This window comes from Rhizobium aethiopicum (genome assembly GCF_900094625.1).
Classification (GTDB): Bacteria; Pseudomonadota; Alphaproteobacteria; order Rhizobiales; family Rhizobiaceae; genus Rhizobium; species Rhizobium aethiopicum.
The window spans coordinates 239,100-256,960 of the sequence record NZ_FMAJ01000002.1; the positions used below are offsets into that span (position 1 = coordinate 239,100).

Here is a 17,861-nt window from a genome sequence, read left to right on the forward strand (position 1 = left end):
GGAACGAGCGCAATCGGCTTGCTACCTCTTCTCCCCACCGGGGAGAAGGTGGTCCGTAGGGTCAGATGAGGGGGCTGCACGGCAGGACGTTCCCACTTATTCTCCCTATCCATAACGCCCGCGGCCGCCCGCATCCTTCGGCACGGCGCGATCGATCGCGGCGAAAACCTCCGCCGACTGATCGACAGCGCGTGAGCCGAGCGCGGCGGCGAGCGCCGATGAGCGGGACGATATCCTTCCCCTTGGCGATGACCAGGCGATGGCGATCTGGCCGAACGAGACGCTGCCGCGGCGATCGCGCAGCTTTTTCCACCAGCGAGGTTCTGATCAATGCCTTGCTGCCAGCCTTGCTGCGATTGCAAGAGAATATGTCGCTGGCGATCCGCGTCCATCGGTTGAGGCGCTCATGGTTTTCCCGTACAACTCAACAATGCATTTGAATGTTCACGGATTGTTTCGGTTTCTTTTCTGAGCTATGTCACTTTCCGGCGACGGAGATCGTCTTTTCAGAAAAAACCGCTGTAGAGATGCCTCATGCTTGATCCGAAATTCGTTCGCCGCGGCCTGTTCCTGGTCTTCGTCATCCTCTTTCTCGATATTATCGGCATCGCCATCATCATGCCGGTGCTGCCCGCCTATCTGGAGCAGCTGACCGGCGGCAGCGTCAGCGATGCGGCGATTGACGGCGGCTGGCTGATGCTCGTCTATGCCGGCATGCAGTTCCTCTTTGCGCCACTGCTTGGAAACCTGTCCGACCGCTTCGGTCGCCGGCCGATCCTTTTGCTGTCGGTGCTGACCTTCGCGATCGACAATTTCATCTGCGGCATCGCCACCAGCTTCTGGATGCTGTTCGTCGGCCGCGTGCTTGCCGGCATCAGCGGCGGCAGCTTCGCCACCTGCTCGGCCTTTATCGCCGATATCAGCACGGAGGAGAACCGGGCGAAGAATTTCGGGCTGATCGGCATCGCCTTCGGCGTCGGCTTCACCATCGGCCCCGTCGTCGGCGGCTTCCTCGGGGAGTTTGGCCCGCGCGTGCCGTTCCTCGGCGCTGCCGCTTTGTCGCTTCTTAATTTCATCGCCGCCTGCTTCCTGCTGCCGGAGACGCTGGAGGCGAAGAACCGTCGCCGCTTCGAGTGGAAACGTGCCAATCCGCTCGGCGCCTTGCGGCAGATGCGTCACTACCCCGGCATCGGCTGGGTCAGCCTCGTCATGTTCCTGTTCTTCCTGGCGCATGCCGTCTATCCCTCGGTGTGGGCATTCGTCTCGACCTACCGTTATGGCTGGAGCGAGGGTCAGATCGGCCTGTCGCTCGGCATCTACGGCATCGGCGCGGCGCTCGTCATGGGGCTGGTGCTGCCGCGTGTCGTGCCTCGGCTCGGCGAATGGAAGACAGCGCTTCTCGGCCTCTGCTTTTCCGCTGCGGGACTTACCGGTTATGCCTTCGCCTGGGAGGGCTGGGTGGTTTACGTCGTCATCGTCGCGACCGTCATCGAAAACGTCGCCGACCCGCCGCTGCGCAGCATTGCCGCCGGCAAGGTGCCGCCGTCGGCGCAGGGCGAGCTGCAGGGCGCGCTGACCAGCCTCAGCAGCATCACCACCATCGTCGGCCCACTGATCTTTACGCAGATGTTCGGATATTTCACACGGCCACACGCGCCCGTCACCTTTGCCGGCGCGCCTTATCTCACGGCCGCGGTGCTCATCCTTCTGGCCGCCGGGGTTTTCCTCACACGGGTTCGGGTGAGGGAGCCGGCCGAGGCGCTGGAGGCCGCGGGCTGATCGATCAGAAATGGTGATGTGATGATGAATTTTTCATCATCTGCCTGTTTTGGGGTGGTTCTTGTCGGGGCTTTGATCTAAGTCCGAATGATATTTCGCAGCAAGTTGCGACGACCGCATATTTCAATCACAGGACTGGTGTCATGGACACGTCGATCGACGCGCGCAGCCTTGCGCCGAGAAACGATAATCGTTGGGGCGCACATTTCCGCGCAACGCTGGCGCTCGGCATCCCGCTGATCGGCGCTCAGCTCGCCCAGCTCGGCATCCACACCACTGATGTGATGATCATCGGCCGCCTCGGCGCCGAGCAGCTGGCGGCCATGGTGCTGTCGGCCCAGTTCCTGTTCACGATCCTGATCTTCGGCTCGGGCTTTTCCATTGCCGTCATTCCGATGGTGGCGCAGGCCTATGGCCGCGGCGACGTCGTCTCGGTGCGCCGGTCGCTGCGCATGGGTCTTTGGGTGGTGATCGGATTCTGGATCATCGCGCAGCCGGCCTTCTTCAATGCCGAACAGATCCTGCTCTTTGCGCAGCAGAAGCCGGAGGTGGCGAGGCTCGCCCATGGCTATATTCTGATCGGCCAGTTCGGCGTGCTGCCGGCGCTTCTTTTCAATGTCATGCGGGCGCTCGTCAGCGCCATCGGCAAGGCGGGGATCATCCTCAACGTCACCATCGTCACGCTGGTGATGAACGCGATCTTCGCCTATGCGCTCGTGCTCGGCCATTTCGGCTTTCCGGCAATGGGGCTCGAAGGGGCGGCGATCGTCTCGGTGGTGGTACAGACGGCCGGCTTTGTCTTCATCCTGGTTTTTGTCCAGCGGCGGGAAGAGACGCGGCGCTACGAGATCTTCGTCCGGTTCTGGAAACCGGACTGGCACGCGTTGCTGGAGGTCATCCGACTTGGTTTCCCGATCAGCGTCACCGTGCTTGCCGAGGTCAGCCTGTTTACGGTCGCTTCGCTCCTGATGGGTTATATCGGCACCATCGAGCTCGCCGCCCACGGCATCGCCTTGCAGTGGGCCTCGATCGCCTTCATGATCCCGCTCGGCCTCAGCCAGGCGGCCACTGTGCGCATCGGCGTCGCGCATGGGCAGGGCGATTATGACGGGCTGGTGCGGGCCTCAATCATGGTTGTTGTCATCGCCTGCGCCATCTCGGCAGTCGGGTCGGTCATCTTCGCCACCATGCCGCAATTCCTCGGCAGCTGGTTCCTCGATGTCAGTTCGCCCGAGGCGCCTCAGGTGCTCGCCTATGCCGGGCCGCTGATCGTCGTTGCCGGGCTTTTCCAGCTGGTCGACGGGCTGCAGGTGATCGCCAACGGATTGCTGCGCGGATTGAAAGACGCACGCGTGCCGATGATCATGGCGCTGATCGCCTATTGGCCGGTCGGCTTCTTCCTCGCCTGGGCCTTTGCCTTCCCGCTCGGCTTCGGCGGCATCGGCATCTGGTTCGGTTTCCTCGTCGGGCTGGCGGCGGCCGCCGTCATGCTCTGCGCGCGCTTCTACCTCCTGCTTCGCCGGGAGGGAGCAACGGCCGGCGCTTGAGCCGGCCGTCTTATCAGACCGACTTGTAGCTGGCGATATTGCCTCGAGTGCCGAGACGTGCAAACATTTTCCTGCGGATCGAAAATCGCTGCCTTATCGGCGGCTGCCACGGCCGCCTGCGCGTGCTCGACGGCTTGGGAAAGCACTCTGTCGAGTCAGTATTCCGGAAGCGGCTTTGATCCGATGCCACCAGGGCTGGGTGGCTAAGCGAGGTAGCCTTCGCTATTGGACGGTGTAGCCGCCATCGACCGGCAAGGCGTGTCCGACAATGAAGCTCGCCGCGTCGCTGCAGAGCCAGAGGACGGCATCGGCGATCTCTTCGGCTTTGCCAAGCCTGCCGATCGGAACCACCTGCATCAACGCATCCATCGCTTCCGGCTGAGTCTCCAGCATTCCGGTCACCATCGGCGTCTCGATGATGCCTGGGCAGACCGCGTTGATGCGTATTCCCTTGGCGGCGTATTCGAGCCCGGCGCTTTTGGTCAAACCGACCACACCGTGTTTGGAAGCATGATAGATGCCGCGTTCCGCGATGCCGACCAGGCCGCCGAGCGAGGAGTTGTTCACGATCGTTCCGGAGCCCTGCTGGCGCATTTGCAGCAGTTCGTACTTCATGCAGTTCCATACGCCGCGCAGGTTGACGCCCATGACGAAGTCGTAGTCCTTGGGGTCCGCATCAGCGGTCTCAGCCACCGGGCTTTGGACGCCGGCATTGTTGAAAGCGGCATCGAGCCGGCCGAATTCCGCAACCGTCTTCTCGACCATGGCAGCAACCTGTTCCATGTCGGCGACGTCGCATTGAATCGCGATCGCGCGATGTCCACCGGAAATCAGGGTGTCTGCCGCAGCACGCACCGCGGTCTCGTTGACGTCCGCCAGCGCGATGGCGGCGCCGGCTTTCGCAAAGGCTTTTGCCGTCGCCAGGCCCATTCCGGAGGCGGCACCCGTAACGAGGGCGACTTTGTTTTCGAAAGAGATATTCATGGCTTCACTCGTTGTTTGTGGGAGAGCTTGAGTATCGTCCGCTAGAGCTTGGGCGACAGCTTGATAAGTTGATCGTCCGATGGACCTTCACCCCGCGGCGACCGGTTCGTCGTGATAGCGTAGAGGTCATCACCAAGTGGGAGGACGTCTCTGAACCGATCGCCGGATGCATAGATCGACTTGAGATCCCTCGCTCGCTCATCGAGAACGTAGATGCCCCGTCCGACCAGCGTGGCCACGAGAAGTTCATTTCCCCAGAATGCGATACCCGACGGCGCCCAGGTGTCGCTGCTGGAATGGAGATAGGCGGTCTCCATTCCCTCCAGCTGTTCGTCGCCATCGATCAGCGGCCACCCGAAGTTCAATCCGGGCCGGATGTGATTGATCTCGTCATGGGCTGATTGACCGTGTTCGGCGACGAACATCTTACCGTCACGGTCCCATGCCAGGCCTTGGGGATTTCGGTGGCCGAAGGAATAGACATAGGAGCCTGGAAAGGGATTGTCGGCAGGCACCTCGCCTTGTGGGGTGATGCGTAACACCTTTCCGGCGAGGCTCTCACGGTCCTGCGGAAGGTCGCCGTCCTCGATCCATCCGGTGGTAACGTAGAGGTTGCCGTCGGGTCCGATCGCCAGACGGCCCCCATTGTAGAGCCTGTGTCCGGGGATTTCCTCAAGGAGGGTGCGGGTCTCCCGCCACGAATTGCCGTCGAAGCTGGCTTCGATGACCTTGTTGAGCAATCCGCCGCCTGTCCGATAGGTGTGGTAGAAGTAAGCCACGCCGGAGGTCTCGAACTGCTTGGCCAGCGCCATGCCGAGAAGACCCCCACCGCCCTCGCGGCTTATGCCGCTCGAAGTCTGCAAGGGATATCTGCGCATCTGGCCGTCCTGGACCACGACGACGTTGCCGGCGGCCTCGGTCACGAAGATCCTCTGGCCGCTCGCCTCAATATCCCAAGGGTAGTCGAGTTCGTCCACGACGGTTTCGACGGCCCAATCGCTGGTGGACATGCCAGCGACGGAGCGGGGGGGCGACGCGTCCTTCGCCCAGCCGAGGGACATGACGGTGCCGTTCAGTATGCACGCCAACGCAATTGCTGATGGCCGGGGTTTTGTCATTATGGTCATCGATGTAAAGGATAGGTTGGTTAGCCAGCCATTTGCGCTTGCGCATCGCCGCATGGAGGTGGCAGGCGTTTGCAGCTGGCTTTTGGTTTTCCGTACGCTGGACGGAGGGTTGGTTCCTGATCTTCAGCAGACCAAAACCTCCGTCCCGTAGTGAGCAGCCATTCCGTGCGATGCGGGCATCACACACTAGGCTGAGAGGTGCTGGTCGAAGAACGACTTGAGCTTATCCCAGGGGATGAGGTCGGCCTTGTCGTAAAGGTCCACGTGACCAGCGCCCGGAACGATGAAAAGCTCTTTCGGCTCGGCCGCCTTCTCGATCGCCTGCTCGCTGAAGAAGCGCGAATGCGCATTTTCACCTGCAATCAGCAATACGGGCCGCGGCGAGATCATGTCGACATGGTCGAACGGCCGGAAATGCAGGTAGGACGGATCTCCGGAAACTGTCATCGCCGTTGTTGCGCGCGGATGGGCGCCGCGGGGTGTCCGGTAGTAGTCGAAGAATTCCCGCGTGATCGCATCTGTTTCAGGCGTCAGGATTTCGGGCAGAGCGCCGTATTGCTTCTGCGCGCCCGCGGCCTCGGCCCAGCGCTGTTCGCCAATTTTGGCGAGCATGTCGATGCGGGCTTCGGCCTTCATTTCTTCGCCCTTCCACGCCCATTTGGCGCCGCCCATGTCGTACATGCTCACCGTGGCGACCGCTTTCATGCGAGGATCGATTTGTGCGGCGGCGAGCGCAAAAGCGCCGCTCGCGCAGACGCCGATGATTCCGATGCGGTTCCGATCGACGCGCGGGTCAAGTCCAAGGAAGTCGACGCCTGCGCTGAAGTCTTCGACAACGGCTTCCGGCGACGAGATGAAGTGAGGCTGGCCGCCGCTTTCGCCATTGTACGAGGCATCATGGGCAATGGTGATGAAGCCGCGCTCCGCCATCGTCTGGGCGTAGAGCCCGGAAGTCTGCTCTTTGACGCCGCCATAGGGATGGCCGACGATGAGCGCTGGATGGCGCTGCGAAGCATCGATACTCTTCGGGACATACATGTCCGCCACGAGAGTGATGCCGAGGCGGTTCACGTAAGATACCTTCTTATGCTGAACGCGATCGCTCTGCGCGAAGGTCTTGTCCCACGTTCCGGCATATTGAGCGAAGGCGGGACCTGCCGCGAGCGACATCACGCCGGCAGCAGCCGCGCCTGCGCCGGTAAGCTTCAGAAGGTCACGCCGACCGATCCCGATCGTTTCCTGTCGGTCGGTTGGTCCGACGGGTCCATTGTCCATAGCCATTCTCCATTGCCGTCTGATTGGGTGCAGGAGGAATATAAGCGGTCTGGACCTGTGTGATTATCGGCGGCGATCTGCTAGCGCTTATGTAGCCTACGCATATATCGCCCCGGTGGAAAAGCCATCATTCATGACTTCGAAACCGCTTCGAACGTAGAGATTGGCTACTTCGTCTGCCTAGAGCCATCCCTCTCGCGCATCTCAATCCGCATCAACAACGATGACTTATTCTTGAGGAGCAATAATCGGGGATGACGTTCCGCAATACAGGCCATAGTCTTGTGGGCACTGATATAAAGGAACAAGCGGATGCTGCGCGCGAACGTAAATGACCTCTTGGCCTTCATTGTCGTAGCGCGGGAACGCAGCTTCACGAGAGCCGCCGCACAGTTAGGCATGTCGCAATCGGGTCTCAGCCATACGATACGGGCGCTCGAATCTCGTCTTGGGCTTCGACTTCTGACGCGCACCACTCGCAGCGTATCGCCGACGGCCGAGGGGGAGCGACTGTTGAACGTGATCGCTCCCCGGTTCGAGGAGATCGAAGGCGAGCTTTTTTCAATCACCGAACTGGGAGAGAAGCCGGCGGGTACGATCCGCATCACCGCTGAGGACTACGCGATCGACACGGTTCTCTGGCCGAAACTCGAGAAGGTTCTGCGTCAATATCCCGAGATCAAAGTCGAGTTCATCGTTGACTATGGACTGACGGACATCGTCGCAGAACGCTTTGACGCAGGCGTTCGGCTGGGGGAGATTGTGTCACAAGGCATGATCTCGGTGTGTATCAGCCCATATCAGCGCATGATTGTCATTGCCAGCCCAACGTATGTCGAAGAGCGGGGCATTCCGATAACGCCTCAAGAACTGACGTCGCATAAATGCATCAACCTCCGGCTGCCAACACATGGCGGAACCTACGCCTGGGAGTTCGAGAAAGACGGGGAAGAATTGCGGGTCCGAGTGGAAGGTCAGGTCATCTGCAACGGGATCCGGCAGATACTGAACGCTGCTGTTGATGGTTACGGTTTCGGGTTTGTGCCTGATGGCTTGGCGAAACCCGATATCGACGCCGGAAGACTGGTTCAGGTGCTCGCCGACTGGTGCCCGTCGTACCCAGGTTATCACCTCTATTATCCGAGCCGTCGACAACCGTCTGCGGCGTTCAAAGTAGTCCTCGATGCACTCAGGCAGAAGTCGTAGCGCATCGTCTTCGTCACCAATCCCGGAGCGACGCCGGCGCCCGGCCGGCCGTCTTATCGTCAGGCCGCGACAGGCTTGTAGCTGGCGATATCGGCTCGAATGCCAAGACGCGAGAACATTTCCTGCGGATCGAAATTTGCAGCCTTATGGGCGGCCGCCACGGTCGCCCGCGCGCGCTCGACGACCTCGGTATTTTGCCATTCGGCAATGGTGATGAAATTGAATTCGCCGGTACCTGCGACTTGCTCCAGCACCTGGTGATCGATGAAACCCTCCTGTGCCTCCAGTAGCTTGTGGGTCATCATCACGTTGACAAGAAACTCCTCACGCGCCGCAGCCGGCACGATGAACTTGTCTACACGATAGAAAGCTCCGCTCATCTTCTTCTCCTGCGTCGGATCTGCAGGCACTTCTGTAATTCCTCAAGTGTGGTTGAGGTCAATAGTGAAAGGGGAGGGGCCGGTTGAATGTCCCTTAGCTTCCCTGTGTCGGGGATATTGTCGAAGCTTGATGCAACCGTGCGCCAGAAGTTGCTGGCTCGGCATCAAGGAACGACAGAGCAGTCATTGCGTGGCGCTACAATGGCGGGTGCGTCCATATGAGCCATTTGGACAATTCGATCGCAACCAAGATCGCTGCTGAGCCGCGGCTGGAAGTTCTTTCTTGCCCTCTGTCTCCCTGATATCCTGGAAGTGAGGAGACCGCGCCATGAGCGAGAACCGAAAGCTAGCTGCAATCCTGGCCGCAGACGTGGTCGGGTACAGCCGGCTTGCCGGCGCCGACGAGGACCGCACGCTGGCGAGGTTGCGGGCACTGCGCAGCGATCTCATCGATCCGACGATCGCCGTGCACCATGGCAGGGTGGTGAAGCGCACCGGCGATGGGGGCTGGTCGAGTTCCGCAGCGTGGTGGACGCCGTGCGCTGCGCCATCGAGGTGCAAAACGGTATGGTAGAGCGCAATGATGGCGTGCCGCAGGACCGTCGCATCGAGTTCCGGATCGGCATCCATTTGGGCGACGTCGTCGAGGAAAGTGACGGCGATCTGATGGGCGACGGCGTCAACATCGCCTCGCGATTGGAGGGCGTCGCCGCGGCCGGCGCAATCTGCCTGTCAGAGGATGCCTATCGCCAGGTCAAAGCGAGGCTCGATCTATCGGTCAGCGATCTCGGCAACACGCAACTCAAGAACATCGCCGAACCGATCCGAGTCTATTCGCTGCAAGTCGGCATCGCCGGGACCAAGGCAGCCGCGACTTCCGAAACCGGGGCGACCCAAACGGTGACCGCATCGTCGCCAAAGCTGTCGATCGCCGTCCTGCCCTTCGCCAACATGAGCGGTGACGCCGAACAGGACTACTTCGCCGACGGCATCTCGGAAGACATCATCACGGCACTATCGAAGTTGTCGCAGCTCTTCGTCATCGCCCGCAATTCGTCGTTTACCTTCAAGGGCAAGAACGTCCAGGTGCAGGAGGTGGGCACGAAGCTCGGGGTGCGGCATGTTCTTGAGGGCAGCGTACGCAAATCGGGGAACAGGGTACGCATCACCGCGCAGCTTATCGACGCGGCCACCGGCGGGCATTTATGGGCGGAGCGGTTTGATCGCGACCTAACCGATATATTTGCGGTTCAGGACGATGTAACGCAGCAGATCGTCGATGCGCTGGCGGTCAACCTGACAGAGGGCGATCGAAAAAGGCTGGTGCCGGGGCAGACCGGGCGCCCCGAGGCGTATGACTGCTTCTTGCGCGGCCGGGAGCTGTGGCACCGACTGACGAAGCAAACGAACAACGATGCCCGCGACCTTTTGCAACGTGCCGTCGAACTGGATCCGAACTTCGCTTCGGCGCACGCCTTTCTCGCCCTTACCCACGGGCTCGACTACCTGAACCGGTGGAGCGCGTCCCCGCAGCACTCGCTCCAGCAGGCCGAAGAGGCCGCGACGCTGGCGGTGGCGCGGGATAATAACGATCCCGTAGCGCACTGGGCACTGAGTGTGGTCAGGCTTTACTCACGACAGCACGACAGAGCCATCAGCGAGGCCGAGCGCGCAATAGGCCTCAATCCGAACTTCGCCGAAGGGCAGGTCAGCCTCGGCGAGGCGCTTCTCTATTCGGGCAGATCCGAGGAGGCACTCGCCTGTTTCGATCGGGCGAGGATCTTGAACCCGTACTTTCCTGATATCGTTCTCCACTTTCAGGCCTTGGCTCTGTTTCAACTGGGAAGCTACCAAGAGGCCGTCGAACTGTTGCTGCAGCGCGTGAGCCGCAACCCCGTTACGGATGTCTCGCGCGCACTTCTGGCCGCCTGTTACGGACACCTCGGCCGTTTCGAAAACGCTCGCGCGACGTGGCAAGAAGTGCTGCGGGTCAATCCCGACTACTCCCTGGAATACCGCCGCAAAGTCTTGCCCTTCAAGAACCCCGCCGATTTCGAGCTTGTCGTGGAGGGGCTACGCAAGGCAGGTGTCGTACAATGACGAGTGATCAATGTCCGATCTTCAACCCGTTGCCGCCGCTTGCACGGAGGATGAGTGATAGCGAGTGGCTGCCGGTTTAACGCGCCCTTGCCAAATCGGCACTCTTGAAATCAGCGTTCGGCGAGTGCCGGCTCGCCCTTTTTCTCGCGCACCATGTTGATGAAGCGGCGGAAGAGATAGTGGCTGTCCTGTGGGCCGGGCGAGGCTTCCGGATGATGCTGGACGGAGAAGACCTGTTTGCCGAGCACGCGCAGGCCGCAATTGGTGCCGTCGAAGAGCGAAATATGAGTCTCTTCAACGCCGTCGGGCAGCGACTTCGAGTCGACCGCGAAGCCGTGGTTCATCGAAACGATCTCGACCTTGCCCGTCGTATGATCCTTGACCGGGTGATTGGCGCCGTGATGGCCCTGATGCATCTTTTCGGTCTTGGCGCCGAGTGCGAGACCGAGCATCTGGTGGCCGAGGCAGATGCCGAAGACCGGGATGTCGGTCTTAACAAGGGTCTTGATCACCGGCACGGCATATTCGCCGGTTGCAGCCGGATCGCCCGGGCCGTTCGACAGGAAGATGCCGTCCGGCTGCATGGCGAGCACGTCTTCAGCGCTTGTCGTGGCCGGCACGACCGTCACCTTGCAGTCGAGGCCGGCAAACAGCCGCAGGATATTGCGCTTGACGCCGTAATCGAGGCAGACCACGTGGTATTTCGCATCCTCCGCGCCGAGTTCGCCGTAACCTTCGTTCCAGATCCACGGCGTCTCGGTCCATTGCGAGGACTGGCCTGACGAGGCGATCTTGGCGAGGTCGAGACCTTCGAGACCGCTCCAGGCCCTGGCTTCAGCCTTCAGCTCCTCGATGTCGAAGACGCCGTTCGGGTCGTGGGCGATCACCGCGTTCGGAGCGCCGTTCTCGCGGATCCAGGCGGTCAGCGCGCGCGTGTCGATGCCGCAGAGGCCGATGATGCCGCGTGCCTTTAGCCATTGGTCAAGATGCTTGGCGGCGCGGTAGTTCGATGGTTCGGTGATATCGGCCTTGAAGATGACGCCGACGGCGCCGTGGCGGGCGGCTGGCGTCAGGTCTTCGATGTCTTCACCGTTGGTGCCGATATTGCCGATATGCGGAAAGGTGAAGGTGACGATCTGGCCGAGATAGGAGGGGTCGGTCATGATCTCTTCATAGCCGGTCAGCGCCGTGTTGAAGACCACTTCGGCCTGGACCTTGCCGGTCGCGCCGATGCCCTTGCCTTCGATCACCGTACCGTCGGCAAGAACGAGCAGGGCGGTCGGCTTTTCGTTTGTCCAGGGTGCTGTCGCGGTCATCTTCATCCCGTTTCCGGCGGTCGGCGCGCGTTGCCGCGCTCGTCGCCATTTGATCTCGCAGGCGTGTGGACGCGGCAATGCCGCGCGCTTCAGGCCTGATCACGAATTTTGGTGCAGGTGGCGGTAGATAGCCACGCAATCGCTTGCGGTCAACTCTTTGTAGCCGAGATCGAGGCTGTTTTCCTGCGGTTTATCGCGCCGATCGCGCAATTTATTTGATCCCTCGCATCGGCGTGGTTTATGAAGCGGCATCAAAAAAGGAGTGAAGACCATGCTGCGCGATCAACTCGCCACCCAGCTGAAAGAGGCGATGAAGGCCAAGGATTCAGAGCGGCTTTCGACCGTCCGGCTTATCCAGGCCGCGATCAAGGACCGCGACATCGCCAATCGCGGCACCGGCAAGGAGCAGGCGAGCGACGACGAGATCCTGCAGATTCTCGCCAAGATGGTGAAGCAGCGGGACGAATCGGCCAAGATCTACGAAGAAAATTCCCGGCCGGAGCTTGCCGCCAAGGAGCGCGCCGAAATCATCGTCATCCAGGATTTCATGCCGAAGCAGCTTTCCGACAGCGAAGTGCGCGCCAATATATCGGCTGTTATCGCGGAGACGGGCTCCTCAGGCGTCAAGGACATGGGCAAGGTGATGGCTGCGCTCAAGGAGCGTTATGCCGGCCAGATGGATTTCGCCAAGGCGTCGGCGACCGTCAAGGAGTTGCTGAACTAAAACGTCTCGCCTGCGGTTCTTCGTGTACCGCAGGCCCGAGCACCGCCTCGGCGGCAGCATCGATAATGGCGAATTTCGCCGCCTGATAATTCCAATATTCCATGATGAAGCGACCCGACAGCCAGAAGTCGCCCTTCCGCGAAGGTTCGGTCCAGCCGACGCTTTCCATGGTCGCCGCCTGTGTCAGAAGCCGCTTCAGGTGCGTATTGGAGATCATGAATTGTTCGCGGAGCTCCCTGAGCGACATGGGCCCGATCACAACACGTTCGGCCGTCCGAGGAAATTCCGGCAGGCGCGAGATCAGGTAGTCCATCACCAGCCCGCCGGAATTCGCCCAGTTGAAGAGGTTGAAGGTCGGGCCCGGACTGCGCACCGCTTCGCTGCCAATGATTGCCCTTGCAATCAGCGGCTGGATCGCGGCCATCATCGCCGAAGGATCGACGGTGACCTTCCTAGCACGTTCGCCGCCATCCAGGCTGTCGAGGATCATCATGTGCGCTAGGAGCCATCGGGTAAAATGCTGTTCGGCGATCTCCGTGGGTTCCAGGTAGCGCGTGCGCTTGTCGGGGCCGGGAACGGCCTCCAGGAAGCGATAGGCCAGCATTTCCTGCATGAAGGCGGCGGCCGTGTTGCGGCTGGCAATGTCATTCCTGACCGCGAAATCGATGAAGCGGCCGGAATAGAGGCCGCTCTTCCCATCGCCGGGATAGCCATAGTGAAGCGCGAAGCCGGCATGGGCCATCAGCCAGCGCTGCTGCGCGGCGAAAATCGAGGCGATGCGCGGGCTTTCGCGATAGATCGCGAGCAGTTGATTGGCGCAATGCAGGATCGCAGCGGAAAAGCGATCGTCTGCTGCAAGATTTTCAGCGGTGAAGGCCATTGGGAGGGGTCCAGGATGTCGGCGCATACATCTTTCGAACTGCCGCCGCCTGTCAACGGCTTTGTCAATAATCGGTTAATTCCAAAGGGAAATTGTATCAGGAGAAGCCAAAAATTAAGAAGGCAGGAGCTGGGGGCGCTCCTGCCTTCTTGCTCTTTGCTTCCGCCGGCACGCAGGGCCGAGGCCCAAGCCGGAGGGTATTTGCAAAGGCACCCTTGCGAAGCGGCGCCGGGGGTAGGGATGGTGCTTCGCTCGGGGATTGCTTTGTTGAGATGAACCTACGGCCGGGCGGCTGCTTATTCAAATTACAAAAAAATAATGATTGCCGGAAACGGCGTTTGGGACGGCGTGGAAGCGAAGTTTTGGCACTTGGCGGGACGATAACGCCGCTCGACCGAAGGATTTCATAAGTCGCTGTTTTTTAACGTTTTAGTCTAGCGTTGCCGAAGGCGGAAGCTCTCGATAGATACTGGCGAGAAGCGAAATCGCGATCTCGGACGACAACAGTGTCGCACCCCTTGTCGCAGGGGTGATAACGCGTTGTTGATCGGATAACCGACAGTGTCGGCGATGAGTGCACTTGCCTGTGAATAGCGGGTTTTCCCGACAAGTTTCGTGGCATGGTGCGGCAAAGCAGCTTATATGGAGCTTGGCCAAGAGGTATAAATGCGCTTTTCCAACACCTTTCTCGATGAGATCCGCGATCGCGTTCCGATTTCGAACGTGATCGCGCGCCGTGTGAGCTGGGACAAGCGTAAGACCAATGTGTCTCGCGGAGATTACTGGGCCTGCTGCCCGTTCCACGGCGAGAAGTCGCCGAGCTTTCACTGCGAGGACCGGAAGGGCCGCTATCACTGCTTCGGTTGCGGCGTCACCGGCGACCATTTTCGCTTCCTGACCGAGCTGGAGGGCTTGAGCTTTCCCGAGGCCGTGCAGCAGATTGCCGACATGGCGGGCGTGCCGATGCCGCTTGCCGACGCCGCAATGGAAAAGCGCGAGAAGGATCGCGGCTCTCTGATCGACGTCATGGAAATGGCGACGAGCTTCTTCCAGGACCAGTTGCAGACGGCCAATGGCGCCAAGGCGCGCGCCTATCTGCGCGATCGCGGGCTGACGGGGCGCACCATCGAGACCTTCCGTCTCGGTTATGCGCCCGACAGCCGCAATGCGCTGAAGGAATTCCTCGCCGGCAAGGGCGTTACGAAGGAGCAGATCGAGGCCTGCGGCCTGGTCGTCCATGAAAACGTGCCGGTGTCCTACGACCGTTTCCGTGATCGCATCATGTTTCCGATCCTGTCGTCGCGGGAAAAGGTCATCGCCTTCGGCGGCCGCGCCATGTCACCAGATGCGCCGGCGAAGTATCTGAACTCCAACGAAACCGAGCTCTTCCACAAGGGCAACGTGCTCTACAATTTCGCCCGCGCGCGCCGGGCAATCCAGGGACCTGGCCGCGGCGATCATCAGGACGACAATGGCTCCGGCACCATCATCGCCGTCGAAGGCTATATGGACGTGATCGCGCTTCATCAGGCGGGCATCGAAAATGCCGTTGCGCCGCTCGGCACGGCGCTCACCGAAAACCAGCTCGAACTGCTCTGGAAGATGGTGCCGCAGCCGGTGCTCTGCTTCGATGGCGACGGCGCCGGCATCCGCGCGGCCAATCGGGCCGCCGAACTGGCGCTGCCGCATCTGAAGCCCGGCCGCTCCGTCCGCTTCGCGCTGCTGCCCGACGGAAAGGATCCCGACGACCTCGTGCGCGACGAGGGCCGCGCGCCCTTCGACAAGGTGATGAGCCAGGCAAAGCCGCTTTCGGAGATGCTGTGGAGCCGGGAGGTCAACACCGGCAAGTTCGATACGCCCGAAGCGCGCGCCGAGCTCGAAGCTCGGCTGAAGCAGCTCGTCGCGGTCATCGCCGACGAGAATGTGCGCCGTCATTACCAGCAGGATATTCGCGACCGGCTGAACGCCTTCTTTCAGCCGCAGTTCCAGAACCGCAACAGTGGCGAGCGGCGCGGTTTCAGCGGCAATTCCCGGAACGGCCGCGACAATGCGGGCAAGGCAGGACCGAAAAGCCCCAGCCTCATTTCCGACCGGCTCGCCCGCTCAGGGCCTGTGCGCGGACACCGGGACAATACAGCGCTGCGCGAAAGCGTGCTGGCGCTCACCATCGTCAATCATCCGGCCCTGATGATCGACGATTATGATGAGATCGCCGCGATCGAATATGACAGCCGCGAGCTGCAGCGGCTCTGGTCGGCGATGCTCGGCGCAGCCGCTGCCGTTGCCGGCCCGCATCTGACGCGCGAATATCTGACTGAGCGGCTGGAATTCGAAGGTTTCGGTCCGCTCATCAAGAGCCTCGACCAGCAGGTGCGCAATGCGAGGCTGTGGACAGCGACCGAGGAGGCGGCGATGGAGGATGCCCGTGAGGGCTATCGCCAGGCGCTCGCCTTCCACAAACGCGCGAAGGCGTTGCGCCGGCAGAAGATGGAACTCGAACGCGAGATAGCGCTGGCGACCGAAGCCGGTGACGGCGAGGCGATCGTTCAGCTGATCCGGGCGCAGCAGGAAGTGCATCTCGAAGGCGTGCGCCTAGAGAACCAGGAGGCGATCATCGACGGCTTCGGCGTGCTTTCCGGCCGCGTCAAAGGAGCGGCGAGCCACTGATGTCGCTGAGCGAAGGCAGTCAACCCGGCTTTTCCGCTTCCGGCGCGCTGTTTGCGGGCGGCCGATCGCCGCTCGACATCCTGAAACAGATCTACGGTTATTCCTCCTTCCGCGGCAAGCAGCAGCAGGTGGTGGAGCATATCGTTTCCGGCGGCGATGCCGTGGTGCTCTTTCCGACGGGTGCAGGCAAATCGCTGTGTTTCCAGATCCCGGCGCTTTGCCGAGACGGTGTCGGCATCGTCGTTTCGCCGCTGATCGCGTTGATGCGCGATCAGGTGGAGGCGATGAAGCAGCTCGGCATCCGCGCCGCGGCGCTGAACTCGTCGCTGTCGCGCGAGGAGTTCGTCGAGGTTCGCCGTGCACTTTCGGCGGGAAAGCTCGACCTTCTCTACGTCACGCCCGAGCGCATCCTGACCGACGGTTTCCGCGAGCTGATCGCCAGTGAGAAGATCGCGCTGTTTGCCATCGACGAGGCCCACTGCGTCTCGCAATGGGGCCATGATTTCCGCCCGGAATATCGCGAGCTCGGCCGGCTCGGCGAGCAATATCCCGGCGTGCCCCGCGTGGCGCTGACGGCAACGGCCGACCCGCATACGCGCGACGACATTATCGAGCGGCTGGCGCTTGAGAATGCCGAGATCTTCACCACCAGCTTCGACCGGCCGAATATCGCCTATGAGATCGTCGAGCGCGACCAGCCGCGCCAGCAGCTCCTGCGCTTCCTCTCCGGCCACAAGGACGATAGCGGCATCGTCTATTGCCTGTCGCGCGCCAAGGTCGAGGATACGGCCGAGTGGCTGAACGCGCAGGGCATCCGCGCGCGGCCCTATCATGCCGGCATGGACCGGGCGCTGCGCGATGCCAATCAGGATGCTTTCCTGAAAGAAGAAAACCTCTGCCTGGTCGCCACCGTCGCCTTCGGCATGGGCATCGACAAGCCGAACGTCCGCTATGTCGCTCATCTCGATCTGCCGGGCTCGGTGGAGGCCTATTACCAGGAGACCGGGCGAGCGGGACGTGACGGCCTGCCGTCCGAGGTCTGGATGGCTTATGGCATGGCCGACGTGATCCAGCGCCGCGGCATGATCGACGAGGGCAATGCCGCAGACGAGATCAAGCGGGTCGAGCGGGCCAAGCTCAATGCTTTGCTGGCGATCTGCGAAACCGCCTCCTGCCGCCGGCAGGCGATCCTTGCCCATTTCGGCGAGGCGCATGCCGGCCATTGCGGCAATTGCGACACCTGCCTGAAGCCGGTCGAGACCTGGGAGGGCACAGAAGCGGCGATCAAGGCGCTCGCCGCCGTCTACCGCACCGGCGAACGCTTCGGCGCCGGCCATGTCATCGATGTGCTGCTCGGCAACGTCAACGAAAAGACCGAGCGTTTCGGCCATGTCAACATGCCCGTCTTCGGCGCCGGCAAAGACATTCCGGCGCGCACATGGCAATCTGTCTACCGTCAGCTGCTCGCCATGGGGCTGATCCGCATCGATCATGAAGCCTATGGCGCGCTGAAGCTGGAGCCGGAGGCGCGCGCCGTCTTCAAGCATGAACGGCAGGTTTTCTTCCGCAAGGACAGACCGGCCTCGGAGCGACGCACGAAGAAGGCCGAGCGCAGCGAACGAAAATCGGGACTATCCGGTGCCGACGGCACGCTTTTCGAAGCGCTGCGGGCCGAGCGCATGGCGATTGCGAAATCGCTCGGCGTACCGCCCTATGTCGTCTTTCCCGACACGACGCTGGTTGCCTTTGCAACGGAACGGCCGCGAAGCCGCAAGGAATTGCTCGGCATATCAGGCGTCGGCCAATCGAAACTCGAGCGGTATGGCGACGCATTCCTGGAGATCATTCTCTCGCACGACAAGGACTGAAGGTCAGG

At 61.3% G+C, this 17,861-nt stretch carries 12 protein-coding genes and 2 pseudogenes; 7 read left to right on the forward strand and 7 right to left on the reverse strand.

The features are described from left to right. Positions 1-105: 105 nt before the first annotated feature. Positions 106-344, reverse strand: a pseudogene (locus tag GA0061105_RS33260) (aldo/keto reductase); the annotation flags it as partial. Positions 345-534: 190 nt separating this feature from the next. Here GA0061105_RS33260 and GA0061105_RS05465 point away from each other — a divergent pair. Together GA0061105_RS05465 and GA0061105_RS05470 are read left to right on the forward strand one after the other, a co-directional pair. After that, complete coding sequence (locus tag GA0061105_RS05465; protein ID WP_092748597.1) at positions 535-1,779, forward strand: TCR/Tet family MFS transporter; 1,245 nt, start codon at positions 535-537, stop codon at positions 1,777-1,779. Positions 1,780-1,922: 143 nt separating this feature from the next. Continuing rightward, positions 1,923-3,326, forward strand: coding sequence for an MATE family efflux transporter (locus tag GA0061105_RS05470; RefSeq protein ID WP_092748599.1), 1,404 nt, complete (start codon positions 1,923-1,925; stop codon positions 3,324-3,326). A 222-nt stretch (positions 3,327-3,548) separates the two neighbouring features. Here the strand turns inward: GA0061105_RS05470 and GA0061105_RS05475 are convergent, their stop codons facing one another. The 3 genes from GA0061105_RS05475 to GA0061105_RS05485 form a co-directional block, all read right to left on the reverse strand. Then, positions 3,549-4,310, reverse strand: a complete 762-nt coding sequence (locus GA0061105_RS05475; RefSeq protein WP_092748601.1) for a glucose 1-dehydrogenase — start codon at positions 4,308-4,310, stop codon at positions 3,549-3,551. 41 nt (positions 4,311-4,351) lie between these two features. Continuing rightward, complete coding sequence (locus GA0061105_RS05480) at positions 4,352-5,428, reverse strand: PQQ-dependent sugar dehydrogenase (protein WP_092749037.1); 1,077 nt, start codon at positions 5,426-5,428, stop codon at positions 4,352-4,354. A gap of 195 nt (positions 5,429-5,623) precedes the next feature. Beyond that, positions 5,624-6,712, reverse strand: coding sequence for an alpha/beta hydrolase (locus GA0061105_RS05485; RefSeq protein ID WP_092748603.1), 1,089 nt, complete (start codon positions 6,710-6,712; stop codon positions 5,624-5,626). A 312-nt stretch (positions 6,713-7,024) separates the two neighbouring features. Here GA0061105_RS05485 and GA0061105_RS05490 point away from each other — a divergent pair, with 312 nt between their 5' ends. Further along, positions 7,025-7,918 (forward strand): LysR family transcriptional regulator, encoded by an 894-nt coding sequence (locus GA0061105_RS05490; protein ID WP_092748605.1) that lies wholly within the window; start codon positions 7,025-7,027, stop codon positions 7,916-7,918. 59 nt (positions 7,919-7,977) lie between these two features. Here the strand turns inward: GA0061105_RS05490 and GA0061105_RS05495 are convergent, their stop codons facing one another. Continuing rightward, positions 7,978-8,298, reverse strand: a complete 321-nt coding sequence (locus tag GA0061105_RS05495) for an antibiotic biosynthesis monooxygenase family protein (protein ID WP_092748607.1) — start codon at positions 8,296-8,298, stop codon at positions 7,978-7,980. Between the two features lie 328 nt (positions 8,299-8,626). On the opposite strand from GA0061105_RS05495, the pseudogene GA0061105_RS05500 reads away from it, so the two are divergent. After that, positions 8,627-10,398, forward strand: a pseudogene (locus tag GA0061105_RS05500) (adenylate/guanylate cyclase domain-containing protein). A gap of 110 nt (positions 10,399-10,508) precedes the next feature. Here the strand turns inward: GA0061105_RS05500 and carA are convergent. Then, the gene (gene carA, locus GA0061105_RS05505; RefSeq protein ID WP_092749039.1) at positions 10,509-11,714 is read right to left on the reverse strand and encodes a glutamine-hydrolyzing carbamoyl-phosphate synthase small subunit; all 1,206 of its coding nucleotides are present in this window, start codon (positions 11,712-11,714) and stop codon (positions 10,509-10,511) included. A 271-nt stretch (positions 11,715-11,985) separates the two neighbouring features. On the opposite strand from carA, the gene GA0061105_RS05510 reads away from it, so the two are divergent. Then, the gene (locus tag GA0061105_RS05510) at positions 11,986-12,438 is read left to right on the forward strand and encodes a GatB/YqeY domain-containing protein (protein ID WP_092749041.1); all 453 of its coding nucleotides are present in this window, start codon (positions 11,986-11,988) and stop codon (positions 12,436-12,438) included. On the opposite strand, the gene GA0061105_RS05515 is transcribed toward GA0061105_RS05510, so the two are convergent. Then, complete coding sequence (locus GA0061105_RS05515; RefSeq protein ID WP_092748609.1) at positions 12,419-13,318, reverse strand: hypothetical protein; 900 nt, start codon at positions 13,316-13,318, stop codon at positions 12,419-12,421. The genes GA0061105_RS05510 and GA0061105_RS05515 overlap by 20 nt on opposite strands. A gap of 666 nt (positions 13,319-13,984) precedes the next feature. Here GA0061105_RS05515 and dnaG point away from each other — a divergent pair. Both dnaG and recQ read left to right on the forward strand, forming a co-directional pair. Then, positions 13,985-15,985 (forward strand): DNA primase, encoded by a 2,001-nt coding sequence (gene dnaG / locus GA0061105_RS05525; protein ID WP_092748611.1) that lies wholly within the window; start codon positions 13,985-13,987, stop codon positions 15,983-15,985. Next, positions 15,985-17,853 (forward strand): DNA helicase RecQ, encoded by a 1,869-nt coding sequence (recQ, locus tag GA0061105_RS05530; RefSeq protein ID WP_092748613.1) that lies wholly within the window; start codon positions 15,985-15,987, stop codon positions 17,851-17,853. The genes dnaG and recQ overlap by 1 nt, the downstream gene beginning before the upstream one ends. Positions 17,854-17,861 lie beyond the last annotated feature (8 nt).

Bases quoted from the DNA above. Each gene is read 5' to 3' on its own strand.
- GA0061105_RS05485 (WP_092748603.1), bottom strand. From the start codon at position 6,712: ATGGACAATGGACCCGTCGGACCAACCGACCGACAGGAAACGATCGGG.
- recQ (WP_092748613.1), top strand. From the start codon at position 15,985: ATGTCGCTGAGCGAAGGCAGTCAACCCGGCTTTTCCGCTTCCGGCGCG.
- GA0061105_RS05490 (WP_092748605.1), top strand. From the start codon at position 7,025: ATGCTGCGCGCGAACGTAAATGACCTCTTGGCCTTCATTGTCGTAGCG.
- GA0061105_RS05470 (WP_092748599.1), top strand. From the start codon at position 1,923: ATGGACACGTCGATCGACGCGCGCAGCCTTGCGCCGAGAAACGATAAT.
- GA0061105_RS05475 (WP_092748601.1), bottom strand. From the start codon at position 4,310: ATGAATATCTCTTTCGAAAACAAAGTCGCCCTCGTTACGGGTGCCGCC.
- GA0061105_RS05515 (WP_092748609.1), bottom strand. From the start codon at position 13,318: ATGGCCTTCACCGCTGAAAATCTTGCAGCAGACGATCGCTTTTCCGCT.
- GA0061105_RS05480 (WP_092749037.1), bottom strand. From the start codon at position 5,428: ATGACAAAACCCCGGCCATCAGCAATTGCGTTGGCGTGCATACTGAAC.
- carA (WP_092749039.1), bottom strand. From the start codon at position 11,714: ATGACCGCGACAGCACCCTGGACAAACGAAAAGCCGACCGCCCTGCTC.
- GA0061105_RS05510 (WP_092749041.1), top strand. From the start codon at position 11,986: ATGCTGCGCGATCAACTCGCCACCCAGCTGAAAGAGGCGATGAAGGCC.
- GA0061105_RS05465 (WP_092748597.1), top strand. From the start codon at position 535: ATGCTTGATCCGAAATTCGTTCGCCGCGGCCTGTTCCTGGTCTTCGTC.
- GA0061105_RS05495 (WP_092748607.1), bottom strand. From the start codon at position 8,298: ATGAGCGGAGCTTTCTATCGTGTAGACAAGTTCATCGTGCCGGCTGCG.
- dnaG (WP_092748611.1), top strand. From the start codon at position 13,985: ATGCGCTTTTCCAACACCTTTCTCGATGAGATCCGCGATCGCGTTCCG.